This window comes from Tenacibaculum profundicola (assembly GCF_057220795.1).
Genome location: NZ_CM170137.1, coordinates 4,484,346 through 4,510,569 on the forward strand (window position 1 = coordinate 4,484,346; position 26,224 = coordinate 4,510,569).

Below are 26,224 nucleotides of genomic sequence, written 5' to 3' on the forward strand. Positions count from 1 at the left end.
CCATGAAGAAGCTATTATTAATTATAAGTAGTATAATTTGGAGCACTAACATGTTGGCTCAAGAAGTTGAATTACCACAGTATGTAAGTCACCTTGCCGATAATCCATTTCTAATATCACCAACATACGCTGGTATTGGATCTGGTTTACAAATTCGATTAAATGGAGTTAGTCAATGGGTTGGAGTTGAAGGTTCACCAGATACCCAATCCGTATCTATCGAAGCTAGATTGGCTGATCGTTTTGGTGGAGGAATAACTATTTATAATGATAAAAATGGATTTACATCTCAGCAAGGAGTGAAATTATCTTTGGCAAGTCACTTAACATTAAGTAACTTTCACGATAGTTTTTTGTCTTTTGCACTGAGTTATTCCTATAATCAGTTTGGAATAGATACTTCCGAAAACAACACATCAGAAGGAGGGATACCAAATAGATCTTTTGGAAACTCCAATTTTGATGTAGGAATGCTGTATCGTTATGAACGTTTTAGTATTAGTGCTAATGTGGCGAATTTATTGGATAAAAAAGTCATAGATTTTGATACAGATGAACCGAGAGTTTTAAGAAAATATATATTATATTCCTCGTATGTATTAGCACGGCTAAGTCAGAAAATAGAATTGGAACCTTCTATTTTAATTGAGTATAGAGAATTTGACAAACGTTCCAGAACAGATTTAAACCTAAAGGCACGAAAAGGTATTCCTGACGGATACGTTTGGGCAGGTTTAAGTTATACCTTCTTGAATGATCAGTTTTTTACACCCAATGCAATTACGCCATTAGTAGGGCTAAAAAAGACAAATTTTTATTTGTCATATGGTTTTAGTATTAATGTTAATGAAACGCAAAATTTTAATTATGGAACTCATATGATTACCTTAGGGTTTGATTATGAAAAGAGGCCTAGTTTAGCTCGATGTACGCAAAAAATGATGATTTTTTAATAATTTTAGAACTGTCAATGAAATAAAAATAAATTAATTTAGTAGAACCTAACCAAACAATGAGCAATTTTCAAGATATACCGATGGTTAATTTTCAACCAGCACTTACGATGTCGTTTGATTAATTTCATATAGGTGTTTTTTTGAAATTTGTAATATTTTAATTTGAAAGAAAATAATTTAAATACGTCTTTTCCAGAAGGAACATTTTCAGGACATGTCATGTACTCTTATGAGTTCACCTATGCGGGTGGAATCTTTGAAGAACCTGATTCAATAGTTTTGGTCTTAAGAAAACCAGTGAGTGGAACTTTTGGCTTTAGAGGAAATATAAATGTTGACTTGCCTAAAGTAGGCTGGTTCATAGCAGGGTATGCCAAAAAGTATGGTCTGTTGGGAGAGGCTGAAACCAACTTGTCAATTGATATTTTTCATCAAGAAAGTGATGTTGCCACTACTAAGAAACTTGTAAAAAAGGTAGAGCTTTTAAAGGAACCTGTGTGTGCGATAAACATACAACTAGGAGATGATGGAGAGGATGATAGTTATAAAGAAGCTAAACAACAATCACCAGTGAGGGCATTAGTAATTAAAATGTCAGGTGATTTTGAAGAAGGTTATTGCTTTTTGGAAAAAGAGTTTTCTAAAAGAGCTAATGCTTATAAATTTTTAAATGAATTACGTAATGATAATATAGATACCAATTATTTTGTAAATCCATCAACAGGATACGCAAAAGTATATACACTAAAGAACAACAACATATATAAGAACCATTCAGATTATTTTGATATAACCTGAATGGTTTTCTCTATTATAGAAAATCAATTATAAACATTAAATAACCATAACATTATCGAAAACTAACTAACTAACTAACATAAATTCCCCATTATCAATGAAAAGATTAATAATAATTAATGTAACATTATTCTTTTTTACTTTAAACATTTTTGCTCGAGAACTTGAAAATGAGCACAGACCTTTAAAAGAATTAATAAATTTAAAATTAAAGGAAAGAATTGACTTTTTTTATCAAGAAAGTGATGTTGCCACTACTAATAAGGTCGAAGTTATCTATAGCTTTGGAGAAAACGTCTATAGTATAAAAAGGCTAAAGAAAGTAGTTGAGAGAATACCAAATCAAGAGCATAAAAGAACTGAACATAGCGATTTATCGAATAAGCTTATAAAAAAGGTAGAGCTTTTAAAGGAACCTGTGTGTGCGATAAACATACAACTAGGAGATGATGGTAGCTATAAAGAAGCTAAACAAAAATCACCAGCGAGGGCATTAGTAATGAAAATGTCAGGTGATTTTGAAGAAGGTTATTGCTTTTTGGAAAAAGAGTTTTCTAAAAGAGCTAATGCTTACAAGTTTTTAAATGAATTACGTAATGATAATATAGATACCAATTATTTTGTAAATCCATCAACAGGATACGCAAAAGTATATACACTAAAGAACAACAACATATATAAGAACCATTCAGATTATTTTGATATAACCTGAATGGTTTTCTCTATTATAGAAAATCAATTATAAACATTAAATAACCATAATATTATCGAAAACTAACTAACTAACATAAATTCCCCGTTATCAATGAAAAGATTAATAATAATTAATGTAACATTATTCTTTTTAACTTTAAACTTTTTTGCTCTAGAACTTGAAAATGAGCAGAAGCCTTTAAAAGAATTAATCAATTTAAAATTAAAGGAAAGAATTGACTTTTTGTATCAAGAAAGTGATGTTACCACTACTAATAAGGTCGAAGTTATCTATAGCTTTGGAGAAAACGGCTATAGTATAAAAAGGCTAAAGAAAGTAGTTGAGAGAATACCAAATCAAGAGCATAAAAAAACTGAACATAGCGATTTATCGAATAAGCTTATAAAAAAGGTAGAACTTTTAAAGGAACCTGTGTGTGTGATAAATATACTACTAGGGGATGATGGAGAAGATAATAGCTATAAAGAAGCTAAACAACAATCACCGGCGAGAGTATTATTAATGAAAATGTCAGGTGATTTAGAAGAAGGTTATAGCTTGGTGGAAAAAGAGTTTTCTAAAAAAGCCTATGCTTATAAATTTTTAAATGAATTACGTAAAGATAATATAGATACCAATTATTTAGTAAATCCATCAAAAGGATATACAAAAGTATATATAGTAAAGACCAATAATATAAGTAAGAACCATTCAGATTATTTTGATATAATTTGAATGGTTCTCTCTATTGTATAAAATCGATTATAAATATTAACTAACCATAATATTATCGAAAACTAACTAACTAACATAAATTCCCCGTTATCAATGAAAAGATTAATAATAATTAATGTAACATTATTCTTTTTAACTTTAAACTTTTTTGCTCTTGAACTTGAAAATGAGCACAGACCTTTAAAAGAATTAATAAATTTAAAATTAAAGGAAAGAATTGACTTTTTTTATAAAAAAAGTAATGTTACCACTGCGAATGAGGTCGAAGTCATCTATAATTTTGAAGAAAAGACTTATAGTATAAAAACGCCACAGAGAGGAGCAGGAAGAGTAAGCGTTAAGTCACCTAAAAGAAACCCAAAGCAAGAGTATAAAAACCCTGAGCACAAGGAATTATTGTATGTAATTCAAGAGACATATAATGTTATTCGTAAGCGTGGAAAAAAGATAGAGGTTGTAAAGGAACCTGTATTTGTGATAAAAATAACATTAGACAGCAATGGAGAAGGTGATGATTACAAGAAGCTGTTAGTAATGAAAACATCAGGTGATTTTGAAGAAAGTTATTGCTTGGTGCAAAATGGGTTTTCTAAAAAAGCCTATGCTTATAAGTTTTTAAATGAATTACGTAATGATAACATAGATGGTAATTATTTTGTAAAACCATCAACAGGATACAGTAAAGTATTATATACTAAAGACAAACAATATATGTGAGAGCCATTCAGATTATATGAAAATGATCTAAATGGTTCTCTTTATTATAGAAAATCAATTATGAATATCACATGATAACCATATTACCTAGAACTAGCTAACATAAATCCCCCCATTACCAATGAAAAGATTAATAATAATTAATGTAACATTTTTCTTTTTGGCTTTGAACTTTTTTGCTCAAGAAGTGAAAAAAGATCAGAAATCTGTAAAAGAATTAATAAATAAAGAATTAAAGGAAAGTATAGTAAATAGTAGGCCCGATAAAGAATTTACTCAAAGGTTAGACCCTGGCGGTATTAAAGTAAAGGGTAACATGACTTTTATCGCGAATAGCTCTTTAAACAGAGAAGGAATTACTATGTATGAACGTAGTGGAGGTAGTTGGGTATATTACCCTGCTTGTGGTTATAGTATGTGGACATATACTTATACGCCAGTATCTACAGTTCTTAATGCTAATGATGTGCATCCAAATCCGGCGTCATCAGGTTTGTATTATGAAGTTTCAACAAATGGTTGTGGTTACACTTACTATGATCGTGTTGATAGACTTACTAATGGTAGGTCAAATATGGAATATGTTGATATCGATGATACAGACGGCATTACGGGGAGTGCCGACACATTTTCATCGAGTAAATCGACATTAAACTTGCCAAGTTGTTCTAAAGTAGTATTTGCAGGTTTGTATTGGGCGGCAATTTACCCATATGAAACCTATACAGGTCTTGAACCTAGAGATCCTGAAGCCTTAAGGAACATAAAGCTTAAATTACCAAGTAATAGTAATTATATAGATATTACAGCAAGTACGCTCCCTGCTGATAACGAAATATACGATAACAATGACCAAGGAGCCTATGTTTGCTTTAAAGATATAACGAGTTTAGTAGCGGGGCAAACAAATGCTAGTGGAGATTATTATGTAGCCGATATTAATGGGACTACAGGTTTAGATACTAGTGGTTTAGGAGGTTCTGGAGGGTGGGCCTTGGTGGTTATTTATGAAGATCCAATGGAGTCCAGTAAAAATATTTCTATTTTTGACGGATTTGTTACAATAGATGGAACAAATGATGTAGATGTTAACTTTTCTGGTTTTACAACCATACCATCAGGACCCGTGCGCGCTGAGTTAATTGTAGGGGCGCTAGAAGGTGATGACGCAATAACGAGAGACCAATTTCAAATTTTAGATAATGGAGGGAATTATCAAGAGATCTCGGATGCGGTCAATGATGCAAATAACTTTTTTAATGGTAGTATTTCTAGGTATGGAAGTCACACAACCACCAGAACTCCTGCAAGTACGAATACATTAGGTTTTGATTGTAATTTATTAACCATAAATAATCCAAGTAACTCCATACTAGAAAATGGAGATACCTCAGCAGATGTCAGATTTACTACGGGGGGAGATGTGTATTGGCCCTTTTTAAATGTTATGTCAGTTGAAATTATAGAGCCTAAAATACAGCTAGTAAAAACGATAGATGACGGTGCTGGTAATGATTTAGGAGGAGCAACAGTTCCTTTAGGTTCTGAATTATGGTATAATGTTAGTTTTCAAAATGTAGGTACTGATAATGCTAAGAATACTGAAATAATTGATATTCTTCCTAAAAATGTTGATTTAGTAGTATCTGACTTAATCCTGCCGGCTGGTATAACAGCTTCAGATTATACTTATGAACCTCCTTCATTGGCCAATGGGTTTAGAGGAAAGTTAACGGTGAATGTACCAGATAGTTTGGTACTGGAAGGAGGTGCTAAATATGATATTCGTTTTAAAGTCAAGGTAGTGGCTACTTGTAATGATTTACGAGATGTGTGTTCTGATGTTATTGAAAATCAAGCATATGCTAATTATGACAGTGATCAGGCGGGCTTACCAAGAGTGATGAACGAACCGAGTTATGCAGGAATCGATGCTTGTAATTTAGGGGTTGTTGGAACGTCAAATTTCTTGGCAGATACCGCGGGTTGTACCTTTGAAAGAGATGAAGTATTATGTGGAGCTACTATAACTTTAAATGCAGGAGCAGGTTTTGACTCGTACGAATGGCAAGATTCTGGTGGCGTAGTTATAGGAATTACCCAATCTGTAACGGTAAGTGCGTTAGGAACGTATACGGTGGATAAAGTAGCTCCTGTTGGTTGTATTAGTACTACTGAAATTATCAATGTAATAGCATTTAATACGGAGCCTAATCCATTAGTTCCGTTTGCTGATAAAATGTTAGTCTGTCCAAATGATGGCTCCGATTTAGCAGAAATATATTTATGTGGTAATACAGCTTCAAGAACGATTAATCTGCCATTTGATCCAGCTTCAAGTACAACAGTTACCTGGGCTAAACTTGACGAAAGTTCATGTCCTGATGAAATCACTGTTGGGTGTGCTAATATCAATACAAGCTGTACTTGGAATGATATCAGTAATTCACTAGCACAAAGTTTTACTGATGCAGGCGAGTATCGTTTAACAGTGTTATACGATGGTAGATGTCCGGAAACATATTATTTTAATGTTTTTGAAGCAACATTGACCCCTGAAATTATTAAAGAAGATATTGTTTGTGGGAGTAATGGACAAATTACAATTAATGGAATACCAGCAGGATACGATTATAGTTTAACAGGACCCTTAGGGTATTTTGTAGATTTTCAGAGCTCAAACACGTTCATTGTTTCAGATCCTGGAAATTACAATTTACAAATAAGAATAAACAACCCTACTGCGGCTTCTTGTACCTATGATTTTGGCCCTATTAATATTCAAGACCAAGCAATTGATTTAGATATCATTCCAACACATATTTTATGTGCTGGTGATGTTGGAAAAATTAGGGTGCAAGTTAATAATGTACCCGGACAATACACTTATACCTTAACAGATGGTCTTGATACAGTTGGTACTCAAGGACCTACTAATAATAATGACTATACATTTGATGTAACCATTGGAGGTACATATGAAGTTACGGTAACAACAGATACGTGTAGTATAACAGAAAGTATCACAATTGACCAAGCGGCAGATTTAACGTTAACGGCTGAAAACACGAAAAATATTTCATGTTTAGCTGGTTCATCGGATGGAATAATAACACTAACAGCGGGTGGAGGAACTTTGAATGCAGGTGACCAATATACATTTGCTGTTTGGACAGACAAGGGCACAGATTTATATGCTTCAGTTGCTGATATTCCACCGTCAGCTTATTTTACATCTTATACCTATCCAGTAGCTAATGGTGATGAAGGAGTTTATAGGTTTGTTGTAGTTGACAGTAATAACTGTTTTATCATATCAAACCCTATCGATATTACCGTTGAGGCACCGATAGCTTTTAATCATACAGCTAATGCTATTTCTTGTACAGGAGAATCTGATGGATTTATAAATATTGTTGTAAACGGAAGTAATCAGGGGTATTTGGTTGAATATAATTTAGATGGAGAAACAACATGGAATACAACAGGTAATTTCTCTGGATTGTCAGTAGGTATTTACACTATAAATATTCGTACCTCAAAAAACTCATATCAGTGTGACTACAGTATTGTTGATATTGAAATAGAAGATAAAAACCCAATAGCGAGTTCAGCCAACTTAACACAGAATTATACGTGTGCGGAAGAAGGAGAAATCACATTTGTTACAGCTACTGGCGGAACAGCACCCTATACGTATGGAATTGATGGAGTATATTCCACAGATTTAGTGAAAGCAGGATTAACCGAAGGAACTTATGATTTAACGGTAAGAGACGATAGTGGATGTGTGTTAACATTACCAAGCATTACTATTGACCCACTACCAACTGAGCCCGCGTTTGAAGCAGGGGTAGCATACAATTGTGATGGAGCAGGAACTGTTACGGTTACACCAACATCAGCAGGATATACCTATAGTTTAGATGGAGCAACCGCAGTAACAACCAATGTGTTTAACAATGTTTCTGTTGGAAATCATACGATTACTATAAATTATGGTAGTGGATGTACCACAGATATTGCGGCTACGGTACTTGCAAATCAGGAATTTGGCGGAAGTATTGTAGGAAGTACAGGAAACTATTGTAATACTATGGGTAACGGTAGTATTACCATTGATGCTCATGGTTATGTTGATGGAGATTATCAATATTCTACGGATGCAGGAGTGTCGTGGGTTACCGTTACAACAAGCCCTTATGAAATTGACAATTTAAGTGATGGTGTTTATGATATCTATATCCGAGAAGCTAACGGTGGAGGTTTTTGTGAAATTAATTTAGGTCAAGTAACTATTGAAGAACCTGAAGAATTGGTAGTTTCAGCATCAATTACAAAGGATCCTACCTGTGCTGTAACAAATTCAGGAGCAACTATTACAGCAACAGCAGTAGGGGGTATACCTCCCTATATGTATAGTCTGGATGGAGTAAGCTGGCAGGCATCAGGGGTATTTACCAATGTAGCTCCAAGTGCTACTGATTATACGGTATATGTTCAAGACAGCAGAGATTGTACAGAATGTGATTGTGATTCATCGGCAGCACCTGCGCCAGGACCGGGAGGATGTCAGCCTGGGTTTTATCAGGTGATTCATGGGGTTCTTAGAATTATAGACCCTATTACAGGAAATAATGAGTTCGTGGCAAACCCAACGGTTGAGACGAATGCAATAGCAATTCACCCTGTTGATAATTATATATATGGAATTATTAAGGGTACAGGTAATTTATTTCGAATGGGATTAGATGGCATCGCTACTGATTTAGGACCTGTTACAAATGGAGGAACCCCACTAAATTTAAACCCTAATGTATGCTTTTTTGATGATGCTGGTTCACTTTGGATTAGAAAAGGCTCAAGCAAGTTCTACAAAATTGATACGATCACCAGAGCCTATCAAGAAATTAATTTTACTGGAACTGGAAAACCAGTGGATATGGTTTATATTAATGGAAATGCCTATGGAATTAGACAGCAAAAATTATATATATCGGATTTATCAACAAACCCAATTATTGTAACGTCTAAAGATATAACAGGTTTAGGGCCAGGTCATAATGCTTTTGGAAGTGTGTTTACTGACATAAGTAGGAATTTTTATGGTTTTAGTAATAACACAGGTGAAGTTTTTAGAATCGATAATTTTGAAGGGGTAAATCCAACCGCAGTCAAGTTATACAATGGTACACCTAATGGCCATAATGATGGAGCCTCTTGTCCGTATGCTTGTCTTCCTGTCCAGTTTGAATGTGTATCAACTGATACAACAACGATTACCGTAGATCCACCATCGGCTGTGACTCATGAGGCAACTGTAATGAATTGTTACGATGGAACAAACGGACAAATCTCTGTGACGGTAACAAATGGAGTCTCAAATTATTTATTTAGAATCAATGGAGGAGCTTGGGAAAACCCCACACCAGTTACTGACGCAACTTATACCTTTACAGGGCTTATTCCCGGAAATTATAGCATAGAAGTACAAGATGCTTTAGGATGTATTTCAACGCCGAGTTCTCATACGCTAAATAACACGCTAACAGCCACATCATCCATAACAAGTGTTACCTGTAATCCAGGCGAAGTTGAAATTACTGCTTCTGGTGGAGATAGTAATTATGTGTATGGATTAGTAGCAACAGGAGGAACACCAACTTTTGGAACAAATACTATATTTAGTATTCCATCAGCAGGAGATTATGATGTATATGTACGAGATAATAATGGAAATACTGACTACTGCGAATTTACTGAAACCATTACGGTAGAAGCAATAAACAATCCAACAGTTACCTTAACACCTACACAACCAAATTGCGTTGGAGATACTGGAAGTATCAACGTAACAATTGCTGAAGGAGTAGGCCCTTACAACGTAAGTATCACTGCTGTAACTGCAGGTACAACAACTACAGTGGGACCAGATTCAAGTACTACCGTATTGTTTGATATGTTAGTAGCAGATACGTATACTATTCAAGTAATCGATGATAATGGATGTGTAAGTACCCTTGTAAACGAAACCATTGCAGCGCCAAATCCAATAGTCAGCTCAGCTAGCTTAACACAGAATTATACGTGTAACCAAGAAGGAGAAATCACATTTGTTACAGCTACTGGCGGAACAGCACCCTATACATATGGAATTGATGGAGTGTATTCCACAGATTTAGTGAAAACAGGATTAACCGAAGGAACATATGTGTTAACGGTAAGAGATGATAATGGATGTGTTTTAACCTTACCAAGTATTATTGTTGACCCGTTACCAGTTGAACCTTCTTTTAGTGAAAACATTTCTTATAATTGTGATGGAACAGGAAATGTTACAGTTACACCAACTGGATCGGGTTATACCTATAGTTTGGATGGAGCAACAGCTGTAACTTCAAACGTATTAAATGATGTAACCGTTGGTAACCATACAATTAAAATTGATTATGGACGCGAATGTACCACAGATATTTCAGTGACGGTACTTCCTAATAGAGAGTTTGCAGGAACAATTGTTGGAAGTGAAGACAGCACTTGTTACGGTGCAGACAACGGAACCATAACAATTTCAGCAACAAATTTTGTAGGAGGTGATTATGAATACTCTATTGATGGTGGAGCGAGTTGGTCTTTGGCTGTCGATAATCCATACCGAATTGTTGGTTTAGGAGAGGCAACCTATGATGTAGCTATTCGTGAAACAGTAGGGGCTTCTGCTTGTACGGTAAACCTAGGGCAGACGATAATTTCAGAACCAACAGAATTAGTGTTTTCGGCTAGTGTCACTCAAGAACCAAGTTGTTCAGGGGCAGTTACAGGAGCAACAATCACAGCTTCTGCCTCAGGGGGTACACCACCATATACATTTAGTATAGATGGAGGTTTAACTTGGCAAAACTCAGGGGTGTTTACAAATATAGCTCCTAGTGGTACTGATTATATCCTTAATATACGTGACAGTAGAAATTGTGATGAATGTGGATGTACAGTAAAACCTTTTATAAATGGAAGTTTTGAAGAGCCTGTAATACCTGGTACAGGTTGGAAATTAAGACATGAAGATGGTGTTCCTGGCTGGGATACCAATGCAGCCGATAACATGATTGAGATTTGGCATAATAATTTCCAAGGAGTACCAGCTTCTCACGGAGATAATCACGTAGAGTTAAATGCAAATGCAGTTTCAACCTTATATCAAGAATATTGTACTAGACCAGGTGATATAATTTCTTGGTCAGTAGATCATAGAGGAAGAGCTGGAGTTGATGTAGCGGAAGTTAAAATCGGTGGAAGTTTGGCAACAGCGGTAGCGCAGCAAACTATGTCTGATGGAAATACTGCGTGGGGAAGTTACTCTGGTACTTATACAGTTCCTGCAGATCAGTCTACTACCATTATATCTTTTGAAGCCGTGTCCGTAGCTTCAGGAAGTTTAACTGTTGGAAACTTTATTGATAATGTTAGTGTTCAGATTAACAAGGTAAGTTGTGCACCTGTTGCAGTAACAGTGAATCCACCAGCTGAAGTTTTACATACAGCAACGGTAACAAACTGTTATGATGGCACCAACGGAGAAATAACGGTAGATGTCACTCAAGGTTCGCCAAATTATTTATTTAGAATCAATGGAGGAGCATGGGAAAGTCCAATAACGGCCAATGCTACGACGTATGTGTTCACAGGTTTGATACCAGGTGATTATACGGTAGAAGTACAAGACGCTTTAGGATGTGTTTCAACGGCAAGCACTCATACTTTAGATGATACATTAACAGCAACAACGTCAATAGTAAGTGTTACATGTAACCCCGGTGAAGTAGAAATTACGGCTTCAGGTGGTGATAGTAACTATGTATATGGGTTTGTAGCAACAGGAGGAACGCCAACATTTGTATCAGGGAACACTTTTAGTGTAACCGGAGCAGGGGATTATGATGTGTATGTTCGAGATAATACTGGAAATACAGGATATTGTGAATTTACGGAAACGATTACTGTAGAGGGAATTAATAACCCAACAGCTACCTTAACACCTACACAACCAAATTGTGATGGAGATACAGGAAGCATCAGTGTATCTATAGCTGAAGGAGAAGGTCCTTATAGTGTTAGTATTACTGCCGTAACAGCGGGAACCACTACTACCGTTGGCCCTAGTGCAAGTACCACTGTATTATTTGATACCTTAGCAGCAGATACATATAATATCCAAGTAACAGACACAAATGGATGTACTAGTGCTGTTGAAAACGAGGTTATTACAGTGCCTAATCCAATAGGTGGTTCAGCAAGTTTATCTCAGAATTATACATGTACACAGCAAGGGCAAATTACCTTTACCACAGCTTCTGGTGGAACGCCACCTTATAGTTATGGTATTGATGGAGTATATTCTACAAATCGAATAAAAAATGGATTAACAGAAGGAACGTATGCGTTAACCGTAAGAGATGACAACGGATGTGTTTTAAACTTAAGTGCTATTACTATAGATCCTTTACCAACAGAACCTACTTTTACAGGGAATATAGTTTATAATTGTAATGGAACTGGAAATATAACGATAACACCTGCAGTAGCAGGCTATACCTATAGTTTAGATGGGGCAAGTGCAGTAACAAGCAATGTATTTAATAATGTACCAGTAGGAAACCATACAATGACTATTGATTATGGTCGATCGTGTACTACTGATGTTTCGGTAACTGTATTGGCTAATCAAGAATTTACAGCCAGTATAACAGGAACAAGTAACAGTACATGTAACGGCTCTGATGATGGAACGGTTATAATTGATGTTACAAACTTTGGTACATCGTATGATTATTCGGTAGATGGAGGTGCATCATGGGTAAATACGGGAACAGATCCAGTTACAGTAACTAGTCTTGATAATGGAACACATAATATAAGAGTTCGAACAGGAGCAGGAGGATGTGAACTTGATTTAGGGGATATAACAATAACAGAACCAGCCGCTGTAGCGGTAACCGCTAATATAACTAGTACAACAAATTGTACGTCAATTCCTGGCGCCACAATAACAGCAGAGGCAACTGGAGGAACAAGTCCATATGAATTTAGAATAAATAGTGGAGCATGGCAAGCTAGTGGAGTGTTTACGGATATAGCAGATGATCCAACAGCTTATGTTATTGAGGCAAGAGATAGTAGAAATTGTATTTCTACCACCAATGCTAGTATTATGGTAAATGCACCAGTTGAAGTTTTACATACAGCGACGGTAACAAACTGTTATGATGGTACCAACGGACAAATAGCTGTAGATGTCACTCAAGGATCTTTAAATTATTTATTTAGAATCAATGGAGGAGCATGGGAAAGCCCAACACCGGTCGATGCTACGACGTATGTGTTTACAGGGTTGATACCAGACGATTATACGGTAGAAGTACAAGACGCTTTAGGATGTGTTTCAACGGCAAGCACTCATACTTTAGATGATACATTAACAGCAACAACGTCAATAGTAAGTGTTACATGTAACCCCGGTGAAGTAGAAATTACGGCTTCAGGTGGCGATAGTAACTATGTGTATGGACTTATAGCAACAGGAGGAATGCCAACATTTGTATCAGGGAACACTTTTAGTGTAACCGGAGCAGGGGATTATGATGTGTATGTTCGAGATAATACTGGAAATACAGGATATTGTGAATTTACGGAAACGATTACTGTAGAAGGAGTTAATAACCCAACAGCTACTTTAACACCTACACAACCAAATTGTGATGGAGATACGGGAAGCATCAGTGTATCTATAGCAGAAGGCGTAGGTCCTTATAGTGTTAGTATTACTGCCGTAACAGCAGGAACCACTACTACCGTTGGCCCTAGTGCAAGTACCACTGTATTATTTGATACCTTAGCAGCAGACACGTATACTATCCAAGTGACAGACACAAATGGATGTACTAGTGCTGTTGAAAACGAGGTTATTACAGTACCGAATCCAATAGGTGGTTCAGCAAGTTTATCTCAGAATTATACGTGTACCCAACAAGGACAAATCACATTTGCTACAGCTTCTGGTGGAACAGCACCTTATAGTTATGGTATTGATGGAGTATATTCTACAAATCGAATAAAAAATGGATTAACAGAAGGAACGTATGCGTTAACCGTAAGAGATGACAATGGGTGTGTTTTAAACTTAAGTGCTATTACTATAGATCCTTTACCAACGGAACCTACTTTTACAGGGAATATAGCTTATAATTGTAATGGAACTGGAAATATAACGATAACACCTGCAGTAGCAGGCTATACCTATAGTTTAGATGGGGCAAGTGCAGTAACAAGTAATGTATTTAATAATGTATCAGTAGGAAACCATACAATGACTATTGATTATGGTCGATCGTGTACTACTGATGTTTCGGTAACTGTATTGGCTAATCAAGAATTTACTGCCAGTATAACAGGAACAAGTAATAGTACATGTAACGGCTCTGATGATGGAACGGTTATAATTGATGCTACAAACTTTGGTACATCGTATGATTATTCGGTAGATGGAGGTGCATCATGGGTAAATACGGGAACAGATCCAGTTACAGTAACTAGTCTTGGAGATGGAACACATAATATAAGAGTTCGAACAGGAGCATCAGGGTGTGAACTTGATTTAGGGAATATAACAATAACAGAACCAGCGGCTGTAGCGGTAACCGCTAATATAACTAGTCCAACAAGTTGTACGTCAATTCCTGGCGCCACAATAACAGCAGAAGCAACGGGAGGAACAAGTCCATATGAATTTAGAATAAATAGCGGAGCATGGCAAGCTAGTGGAGTGTTTACGAATATAGCTGATAGTGTAACAGCCTATATTATTGAGGCAAGAGATAGTAGAAATTGTATTTCTACCACTAATGCGAGTGTTGTCGTAAATGCACCACTAGGAGTAACTCATGCGACGACAGTAACAAACTGTTACAATGGAGCTAATGGGCAAATAGAGGTGAATGTAACACAAGGATTACAGGATTATTTGTTTAGAATTAATGGCGGAGCATGGGTAACACCAGCACCATCAAATTCAACTACGCATGTTTTTGAAGGATTAACGGCAGGAAATTATACAATTGAAGTACAAGATGCTTTAGGTTGTACGTCTATCTCAAATGAGACGATAAGTACAGAATTACTTTTGACGACAGATACTGTTGATGTCAATTGTAATTCTGGACAAATAACTGCTTCGGCTTCTGGAGGAGTAGGTACCTATTTTTATGCTTTTGTGGATGAAGGAGTCCTTCCGGTACTTAGTGATTTTACGGCAACAAATACTTTTGGTATTCCTGTAGCTACAGTTACACCTAGAAGATATGACGTTTACGTAAGAGATAATGGAGGAAATACCGGATATTGTGAAACTTCAGTAACGGGGGTTGAAATAAATACTACTCCAGTATTAAATATTACAACGGCGGATACACAACCAACATGTAATGGTGATACTGGTAGCTTCCTTGTTACAATTGCAGGTGGTCTGCAGCCACATACTATTGATGTAACTGGTCCAAGTGGCTATAATAATACTGTGGCTAACTTTGTTCAAAGTACCAATAATTATACAAATTTGATTGCGGGTACTTATAATATTACCATAACGGATGCTAATGGATGTGAAGACACAGAAACCGTTACTTTGGTAGATCCAATTGCTTTGATAATTGATATAGATGATATATTGCCTGCAAATTGTATTGTGGATCCTTTGAATACAGGTTTTGATTTTATAAATGTAGACCCGAATGATTATTTACCATATACACTTCAGTATAGTGTTGATAATGGTGCTAATTGGGTTGACTTCACTTCTACAGGAGGACAAGTTAGAGGTTATAATTCGGGAGATATAGTTTACCCGGCTTTAAGAGTTTTTGATGCAGGAGCTTCTACCACGAAATGTTTATTAGCATATGGAAGATATGAAATAGCCTTTAATGTGGAAGGACTTATTGTAAACCCTGTTGCTAATCCATCTGATTGTACAACTGGATTTAGTGTGACCGTTGAAGCTTTTGGAGGAAGTGGTCCATTTGAGTTTGCTATGGGTACTCCTACAGGATGGCAAGGCCCTGATACTGTTAGTCCAACGCATATTCAACCAGATCAAACAAGAACAAGAACATATAATAATTTAATACCTGGCCAAACTTATGTATTTTATGTAAGAGATGCTACAGGTTGTATTAGACAAAATAATGAAGATGTATATGATACATTCTCTCCTTCTGTTCCGATTTCATCAACTGTTGATAGTAATCAGTGTTCAGGAGCTTCTAATGGGCAGATTACATTCACCATTGACAATTCAACTGGTGATTTAATACTACCATATGATTGGACTTTATACAGGCGTGTAACTCCATCGAGTGGAGGACCAATTACGGATCCTATTATAGAGTCTTCACTTCCAGCAGGTGAAAATGCCTTAACGATTACTTCTTCAACTGGGTTACCTTCGGGGCAATATTATATTCTAATCAGTAACAGAGTAGGTGGTCCACCTGTTTGTCAATTTGCAAGTATAGACACAGAAATTAGAGAAGGTGTAGCAATAGCTGGAAATGTAAACAATGGAGGTGATATAACTTGTGATTCACCAGGTATTGTAAATATAGAGAATGTAGTTGGTGGTTTCCCTGGATATACCTATACTATATCGGTAACAAATGCAACTGGAATAACATCATCAACATCATCAACTAGTATAGCCATACCTTATGCAAATGTTACAAACACTGCACTACCTGTAAATGTAGATGTTTCAGTAACTGATAGTAATGGTTGTTCACAAAATTTAGGAAATGTTAATTTAAATATAAGCCAACCTCCAGTTTTGACCAATGCTTTGGTTAGCACATGTGGAACAAATAAAACAATAAATGTTGTTGCTTCTGGAGGAACAGCTCCATATTTGTACTCAATCGATAATGGTGCAAATTACCAGTCAGATGCATTATTTGAGAATTTAACACCAGGGAATTATAATGTTATTGTAAGTGATGCCAGTGGGTGTGAGAGTTCAATATTGTCAAGAACAATTCATCCTTCTTTAGACTTCAATGTCGCTTCGATAAAAAATTTAGACTGTGTTTCAGATGCTACACTACAAATTAATGCTACTTCAGGAACCAATAATTACAGTTATGTGGTAGAGAATCATCCGTCAGGAACTAATGTGGTTCCTACTACAACTTTCGCAGCGACTAATACAACGTTTAATATAGCAACAGCTGGTAATTATAGAGTAGTTTTAACGGATGTAATTTCGGGATGTAGTTTAACAAGGACATTCTCAGTCGGAACGGAAGTCGCCCCAAATTTCACATATGTTGTAGAGGATAGTACCTGTAATGGAAGTAATTCTGGAGTTATATACTTAACGGATATAGATAATGGTGTTTTCCCATTGAGCTATAGTATAAGTCCAGCAGCAGGAACGTTTAATGCAGCAACAAATAGTTTTGAAGATTTACCGCCTAATACGTATTCAATTACGGCAACAGGAGCAAATAGTTGTACAACAACGGTTAATAACCTTGTAATTACTGAGTTTAATTCAATATCAGTACCTACACCCGAAGTGGTAGAATTTGGATGTACAACAGGGAATGTAACGAATCACGCAACGATTACCATACCGAACTCTGGTGGAACTTTAATCACAGGCGGTAGTGGAACTTACATACGTGCTGAATTTATAAACACACAAGGAACCGCAACAACTGCGGATGACGTGGTAGTGCAAGACAGTTCTAGTTTTGTGTTTACATCTACTAACGAAGCTGGAGGAAGTTATCAAATTAATATATATGATGAAGAAGGATGTGTGGCGACAACAACGGCAACTATAGCTACTTTTGCTAGATTAGATACGGCTACAGTTGTGGTGGATAAACCAATTGACTGTTTAACAGGAGAAGACATCACAGTAAGCTATACTTCAACAAACCCAGTACTGCCACCAACAGCAATAAGTTATACTATAACAGGTGTAAATACATCATATACAGATACGAATGCTACAGGAGTATTTACAGACTTAGCAACGGATGTTTATAATGTGGAGATAACGAACGGCATTACAGGCTGTGTCTTAGAAACCGCTCATGAAGTAGAAGCTGAACCTAATTTCTTGATAGATGTCAATAAATTGAGCAATGTAAGTTGTTTTGGAACGAACACTGGTGAAATATCATTTGGGTTCAGTAGTACAACACCTTACGCAGGAAATTATGATTATGAGGTGTTCCAATCAAGTGGGGTAACCACAGGAATTACGGATACTGGAGTGAGTGGAGTAACCACCGTATCTGCTTTAGGAGCAGGAACTTATTACGTTGAACTCACTATGTTGGCAAGCCCGTTTTGTCAAGTACAATCCACGAATGTAACCATAGAAGCACCAACGGCAGCATTAGATTTTACACCAACAGTTAGTGCTATTGATTGTACAGGAGGTACTAATGGGTCGATAACAGTGGAAGCTACTGATGGCTGGGGCAGTTATGAGTATCAATTAGAGGATAATGTTGGAATTATCATAGAAGCATATTCTGGTACAAATACATTCTATGATTTAAGTACAAACACCTATTTAGTTCGTGTTCGTGATGCCAATGGATGTATCGTTACTGGTAATGTCAGCATATCTGATCCGACACCAATAACGTTTAACTTGACAAAGGATGATCAGGCTTGTACCGCTACTACTGGTGGAAGTATAACAGTAGCTGCCTCAGGAGGAACAGGAGTGTATACGTATATCTTGTCACAAGGAGGAGCAGAGATTCGTAATCAAACGAGCAATGTGTTTACTAACTTAGGAGTTGGTACATATACAGTAGAGGTAAAAGATAGTAATGGTTGTAGCGCAGCCGCTACTCAAAATATTATCTTGATGCCAGATTTAGAGTATTCTATAACAGAAACTAAGAAAATTGATTGTACTGGTAGCCCAGATGCTGTGATAGAAGTAGCAGTATCTTCAGGTTCAGGGAACTATGAGTACGAAGTATTTGACAGTTCAAGTGGTACGGTTATACCACGAGTAGCGATTGTTGGTTCTACGGTAAGTTTTACAGTAGCCGCAGCCGATACATATACTATAAGAGTTCACGATGTGGGAGCATCACCAAACTGTTCAGAAGATAAGACGATAGATATTTTAGATATAATAGCACCTAGTTTCACGTATGTTGTAGAGGATAGTACCTGTAATGGAAGTAATTCTGGAGTTATATACTTAACAGATATAGATAATGGTGTTTTCCCATTGAGCTATAGTATAAGTCCAGCAGCAGGAACGTTTAACGCAGCAACAAATAGTTTTGAAGATTTACCGCCTAATACGTATTCAATTACGGCAACAGGGGCAAATAGTTGTACAACAACGGTTAATAACCTTGTAATTACTGAGTTTAATTCAATATCAGTACCTACGCCAGAAGTGGTAGAATTTGGGTGTACAACCGGTAATGTAACAGATCACGCCACGATTACCATACCGAACTCAGGAGGAGCTTTAATCACAGGTGGTAGTGGAACTTACATACGTGCTGAATTTATAAATACCCAAGGAACCGCTACAACAGCGGATGACGTGATAGTACAAGACAGTTCTAGTTTTGTGTTTACATCTACGGACGAAGCCGGAGGAAGTTATCAAATTAATGTATATGATGAAGAAGGATGTGTGGGAACAGCAACGGCAAGCATAGCTGCATTTGCCAGATTGCAAGCAGCTACGGTAGCAGTAGATAAACTGATTGATTGTACAACAGGAGAGGACATTACAGTGAGCTATACTTCAACGAGCCCGGTAGTGCCGCCAACAGCGATAAGTTATACTATAACTGGTATCAATACAGCATATACAGATACGAATGCAACAGGAGTATTTACCAACCTAGCTACGGATGTTTATCAGGTAGAGGTAGCAAATACTGCAACAGGTTGTATACTAGAAACTGCTCATGAAGTTAGGTCAGAACCGAATTTCTTGATAGATCTTAATCAGTTGAGTAATGTAGGTTGCTTTGGAACGAATACAGGTGAAATATCATTTGGAGTTAGCAATACAACGACTTACACAGGAGATTATGATTATGAAGTTTTCCAATCAAGTGGTGTAACCACAGGAATTACAGGAACAGGAGTGAGTGGAGTAACCACAGTGTCTACATTAGGAGCAGGAACGTACTACGTAGAACTCACTATGCAAGCAAGTCCATTTTGCCCGGTACAATCCACGAATGTAACCATAGAAGCACCGACGGCAGTATTAGATTTTACAACAGTAGAAGGAGCTGTAGATTGTACGGGAGGTACTAATGGGTCGATAACAGTTACAGCTACTGATGGCTGGGGCAGTTATGAGTATCAATTAGAGGATACCTCAGGGGGTATCATAGTTGGGTATTCTGGTACAGATGTATTCTATAATTTAGCTGCAAACACCTATGTGGTTCGTGTTCGTGATGCCAATGGATGTATCGTTACTGGTAATGCCACTATATCTGATCCGACACCAATAACGTTTAACTTGACAAAGGATGATCAGGCTTGTACCGCTACTACTGGTGGAAGTATAACAGTTGCTGCCTTAGGAGGAACAGGAGTCTATACGTATATCCTGTCACAAGGAGGAACAGAGATTCGTAATCAAGCGAGCAATGTGTTCACAAACCTAGGAGTTGGGACATATACAGTAGAGGTGCTAGATAGTAATGGTTGTAGCGCAGCCGCTACTCAAAATATTACCTTGATGCCAGATTTAGAGTACGCTATAACAGAAACTAAGAAAATTGATTGTACGGGTAGCCCAGATGCTGTGATAGAAGTAGCTGTAACATCTGGTTCAGGTAACTATGAATATGAAGTGTTTGATAGTTCAAGTGGTACGGTTATACCACGAGTAGCGATTGTTGGTTCTACCGTAAGTTTTACAGTAGCAGCAGCCGATACATATACTGTAAGAGTTCACGATGTGGGAGCATTACCAAACTGTTCAGAAGATAAGACGATAGATATTTTAGATATAATAGCGCCTAGCTTTACATATATTGTAGAGGATAGTACCTGTAATGGAAGCAATTCTGGAGTTATATATTTAACGGATATAGATAATGGTGTTTTCCCATTGAGCTATAGTATAAGTCCAGCAGCAGGAACGTTTAACACTGCGGCTAATAGTTTTGAAAATTTACCTCCAGATACCTATTCGATCACGGCAACAGGAGCAAATAGTTGTACAACAACGGTTAATAACCTTGTAATTACCGAGTTTACACCAATATCAGTACCTACGCCCGAAGTGGTAGAATTTGGATGTACAACGGGTAATATAACGAATCATGCTACGATTACCATACCGAATTCTGGTGGAACTGTAATCACAGGTGGAAGTGGAACTTATGTACGTGTAGAGTTTATAAACACCCAAGGAACTACAACCACAAGTGATGATGTGGTAGAACAAGATGGTCCAGGCTATGTATATACATCAACAGATGAGGCTGGAGGAAGCTATCAAATTAATGTATATGATGAAGAAGGATGTATAGGGATAGCAACGGCTACTATAGCTGCATTTGCAAGATTAGAAACAGCTACAGTGGCTGTAGATAAGCTGATTGATTGTACAACAGGAGAAGACATTACAGTAAGTTATACTTCAACAAGTCCAGTAGTGCCATCAACCGCAATAAGTTATAGCATAACAGGAGCCAATACAGGATATACAGATACGAATGCTACAGGAGTATTTACAAACCTAGCTACGGATGTTTATCAGGTAGAGGTAGCAAATGCTGTTACAGGTTGTATACTAGAAATAGCTCATGAGGTTAGGTCAGAACCGAATTTCTTGATAGACCTCAATCAGTTGAGTAACGTAGGTTGTTTTGGAACTGATACAGGTGAAATCTCATTTGGATTCAGCAGTACTACACCTTACGGAGGAACTTATGATTATGAGGTGTTCCAATCAAGCGGAGTTACCACAGGAATTACGGGAACAGGAATGAGTGGAGTAACTACAGTGTCTACACTAGGAGCAGGAACGTACTATGTTGAGCTTACTATGCTAGCAAGCCCGTTTTGTCCGGTACAATCCACGAATGTAACCATAGAAGCACCGACGGCAGCATTAGATTTTACAACAGTAGAAGGAGCTATAGATTGTATAGGAGACACTAATGGATCGATAACAGTGACAGCTACTGATGGCTGGGGTAGTTATGAATATCAATTAGAGGATACCTTAGGGGGGGTTATAGCAGGGTATTCTGGAACAGATGTATTCTATAATTTAAGTGAAAACACCTATGTAGTTCGTGTTCGTGATGCTAATGGATGTATTGCTACTCGTAATGTGACCATATCCGATCCGACACCAATAACGTTTAACTTAACAAAGGATGATCAGGCTTGTACCGCTACAACTGGCGGAAGTATAACGGTAGCAGCCTTAGGAGGAACAGGAGTCTATACGTATATATTATCACAAGGAGGAATAGAGGTTCGTAATCAAACGGACAATGTGTTTACAAATTTAGGAGTAGGTTTATATACGGTAGAGGTAAGAGATAGTAAAGGGTGTAGCGCGACTGCTACTCAAAATATTACCTTGTTGCCAGATTTAGAGTATTCTATAATAGAAACTAAGAAAATTGATTGTACGGGTAGCCCAGATGCGGTGATAGAAGTAGCCGTAACATCTGGTTCAGGGAACTATGAGTACGAAGTATTTGATAGTTCAAGTGGTATCGTTGTACCGAGAGTAGCGATTGTTGGTTCCACTGTAAGTTTTACGGTGTCAGCAGCCGATACATATACTGTAAGAGTTCACGATGTGGGAGCATCACCAAACTGTTCAGAAGATAAGACGATAGATATTTTAGATATAATAACGCCTAGCTTTACGTATATTGTAGAGAATAGTACCTGTAATGGAAGTAATTCTGGAGTTATATATTTAACAGAGGTAGATAATGGAGTTGTACCATTTGTAGGGTATAGTATAAGTCCCGCAGCAGGAACATTTAATGCGGCAACCAATAGTTTTGATGACTTACCGCCTAATACGTATTCAATCACTGCTACAGGATCGAATAATTGTACAACTACCATAAATAACATTATAATTACTGAATTTGTACCGATAACAATACCTACACCCGAAGTGGTAGAATTTGGATGTATAACGGGTAATGTAACGAATCATGCCACGATTACCATACCAAATGTTGGAGGAACTTTAATCACAGGTGGTAGTGGAACTTATGTACGTGTAGAGTTTATAGATACCCAAGGAACCCTAACAACGGGTGATGATGTGGTGGTTCAAGACGGATCGAGTTTTGTGTATGGATCGACAGATGAAGCCGGGGGAAGTTATCAAATTAATGTATATGATGAAGAAGGATGTGTAGGCTCAACAACGGCAACGATAGCCGCATTTGCCAGATTAGATACAGCTACGGTAACAGTAGATAAACTGATTGACTGTGCAACAGGAGAGGATATTACCGTGGGTTATACTTCAACGAGTCCAGTAGTGCCGCCAACCGCAATAAGTTATAACATAACAGGAGCCAATACAGGGTATACAGATACGAATGCTACGGGTGTATTTACAAACTTAGCAACGGATGTTTATCAGGTATCGGTAGTAAATAGTAATACAGGTTGTATACTAGAAACGGCTCATGAAGTTAGGCCAGAACCTAATTTCTTTATAGATATCAGTAGGTCGAGTAATGTAAGTTGTTTGGGAACTGATACAGGTGAAATAGTATTTGGATTCAGTAGTACCACACCTTATGTAGGAACGTATGATTATGAGGTGTTCCAATCAAGCGGAGTAACCACAGGAATTACAGGAACAGGAGTGAGTGGAGTAACTACCGTGTCTACATTAGGAGCAGGAACGTACTACGTTGAGCTCACTATGCAGGCAAGTCCGTTTTGTCCGGTACAATCTACGGATATAACCATAGAAGCACCCGCTACTGGGTTATCATTAGCAACCTTACCATCGTTAATTAGTTGTGTCGGACCTAACTCTGGTGAAGTGGTATTAAACGCTTCAGGAGGATGGGGAACTTATGAATATCAACTGGTGAATACAACTACAGGCGTAACTATGCAGGCTTTTGATATCAACAATGTCATCGATGGCTTAGATGCAGGCCTCTATGCTGCGACTGTTAGAGATGTGAATGGTTGTAATGAAACAGTCACCTTTGAATTAACAGACCCTACACCGATAACAGCAAATTATATAGTGGGAGATAATCTTTGTAATGGTGATCAAGCAGCAATAATTACGGTTACCAATGTAACGGGAGGTCAAGGTACAGGAGTTCCTTATACCTACACTTTAACCTACCCTGGAGGAACGGTATCAGCTAACCAAACGAGTAATGTATTTACCAATTTGCTTGCTGGAAATTATGTGATTACAGTCTATGACGATTATTCATGTCAAAGTTTACCAATTGACGTATCAATTACGGATCCAACAAAAGTAGTCGCTGATGCAACCATATTAAATTCGATAACCTGTAGCAGAAATCAATCTACGATTGAGGTAACAGGTCAGGGTGGTGCTGGCGGATATTCATATAGTGTAGATGGGGTCAATTTTGTACTGAGTAACATCTTTACTGTTAATGCAGGCGAGCATAATTTTTATGTAAGAGATGCTAGCGGCTGTACTTCTGATCCTTTTACACTAGTTACCGTTGATCCTTATGAGGCACTGGTCTCAACATTGAATATAGAGTCAGGGTTTGTTACTTGTAATGGAGAAAATAATGGGGTACTATCGGCAACAGTGTCTAATGGTCTTGGAAATTATGAGTACGAGCTACTAGATGCAAGTGATGCGGTTATTAGACCGCTCCAGACATCAAATATGTTCTCAGGATTACCTGTAGGGATTTATAAAATAAGAATAAGTAGTACGAATGATGATGGAGATGTTTGTTTGATGGATACAGGTTTACATGAAGTTGTAGAGCCTGAGATGTTAGAAATAGGAGCGGTAGCAGCGCATATAAGTTGTTATGGCGGTAATGACGGTGTTATAACAATTAATGCTGAGGGAGGAAATGAAGACTATGAGTATAATATCAGTCCAGGTTTTGATCCTAATAAATTTGTAACATCGAATGTGTTTGAAAATCTAGCGCCTGGTGACTATGTGATTACCGTGAAAGATAAAGTAGGATGTTACGACACTATTGATGTTACCATTGAAGAACCAACAGAAATAGAGGTATCTTTAGTTAATGTAACTCAACAAGTTTGTATTTCAGATCCTACACCTACGATCACGATTCAAGCAACAGGAGGAGCAGTACCAAGTAGTACAGTAACATATATTGTTAGTATTAATGGTATAGATTTACCTGGTACCTATCCAGAAGGAGCTATTGTTTTGGGAGCGAGTGAAGGAATTGAAGCCGATAAGATCTATGGAATTTCTATTAGAAATAGTAACGGAGACTGTGTGCCAGAAAATGTGGGGCCAATTACTACGACAAGGGCAATTAATCTATTATTAGAGGCTGATCGAGAATATAATTGTCCTGTTGGTAATGTCATTAGGGCAGCAGTGCAAGATGAATATAAAGATGCAGTGATCTTTTCGTTGAATAATGGAGCTGGATTGGTAGCATCTAATGATACAGGAGTTTTTACGAATGTTGCACCCGGAGATGGTTATACAATAACTGTAGAGCATGTACTAGAATCGTGTTCTATAACTACGGATGTAGATGAAGTACAAGATATTCAAGAGTTAACACTCACTATCAATGATTCTGAAAAGAATAAATTAATAGCGAACGGGAATTTTGGACTGGCTCCTTATGAATACAGTTTAGATGGTGATTCATTTGGTAATGAAAATGAAATTACTATTTTGGAAACTAGAGATTATACAGTAATAGTAAGAGATAGTAGAGGATGTGAAGTTGAACTCATTATTCAAGGTGTGTATATTACCATTGAAGTGCCTAATATATTTACTCCTGATGGGAATGGATTAAATGATTATTGGTATCCAACAAATGTTGAAGATTATCATGGTGTAAAAGTATATATCTACGACAGGTATGCTAGAAATATTGCCGTTTATGAAGGTTCACAACAAGGATGGGATGGAACTTATGAAGGCGTAGAATTACCTTCGGGTGATTATTGGTATACCATTTACTTTAACGAGTTATCAGGTCAAGAAAGAAAAATTATGGGTCACTTTACACTATATAGATAA

At 37.1% G+C, this 26,224-nt stretch carries 6 protein-coding genes; all 6 read left to right on the forward strand.

The genetic code is table 11. The features are described 5' to 3' along the window. Positions 1 to 2: 2 nt before the first annotated feature. The 6 genes from AC2TDS_RS18295 (at position 3) to AC2TDS_RS18320 (ending at position 26,224) form a co-directional block, all read left to right on the forward strand. Complete coding sequence (locus AC2TDS_RS18295; protein ID WP_484737017.1) at positions 3 to 953, forward strand: PorP/SprF family type IX secretion system membrane protein; 951 nt, start codon at positions 3 to 5, stop codon at positions 951 to 953. 165 nt (positions 954 to 1,118) lie between these two features. Next, entirely contained in the window at positions 1,119 to 1,754 is a 636-nt protein-coding gene (locus tag AC2TDS_RS18300; RefSeq protein ID WP_484737018.1) for a hypothetical protein, read from the forward strand. Positions 1,755 to 1,851: 97 nt separating this feature from the next. After that, positions 1,852 to 2,466: a hypothetical protein gene (locus tag AC2TDS_RS18305; protein ID WP_484737019.1), complete on the forward strand. Its 615-nt coding sequence runs from the start codon at positions 1,852 to 1,854 to the stop codon at positions 2,464 to 2,466. 93 nt (positions 2,467 to 2,559) lie between these two features. Further along, complete coding sequence (locus AC2TDS_RS18310) at positions 2,560 to 3,183, forward strand: hypothetical protein (RefSeq protein ID WP_484737020.1); 624 nt, start codon at positions 2,560 to 2,562, stop codon at positions 3,181 to 3,183. A 93-nt stretch (positions 3,184 to 3,276) separates the two neighbouring features. After that, positions 3,277 to 3,900 carry a hypothetical protein gene (locus AC2TDS_RS18315; RefSeq protein ID WP_484737021.1) on the forward strand — a complete coding sequence of 208 codons (624 nt, stop codon included), beginning with the start codon at positions 3,277 to 3,279 and terminating at the stop codon, positions 3,898 to 3,900. A gap of 121 nt (positions 3,901 to 4,021) precedes the next feature. Further along, positions 4,022 to 26,224 carry a T9SS type B sorting domain-containing protein gene (locus AC2TDS_RS18320; RefSeq protein ID WP_484737022.1) on the forward strand — a complete coding sequence of 7,401 codons (22,203 nt, stop codon included), beginning with the start codon at positions 4,022 to 4,024 and terminating at the stop codon, positions 26,222 to 26,224.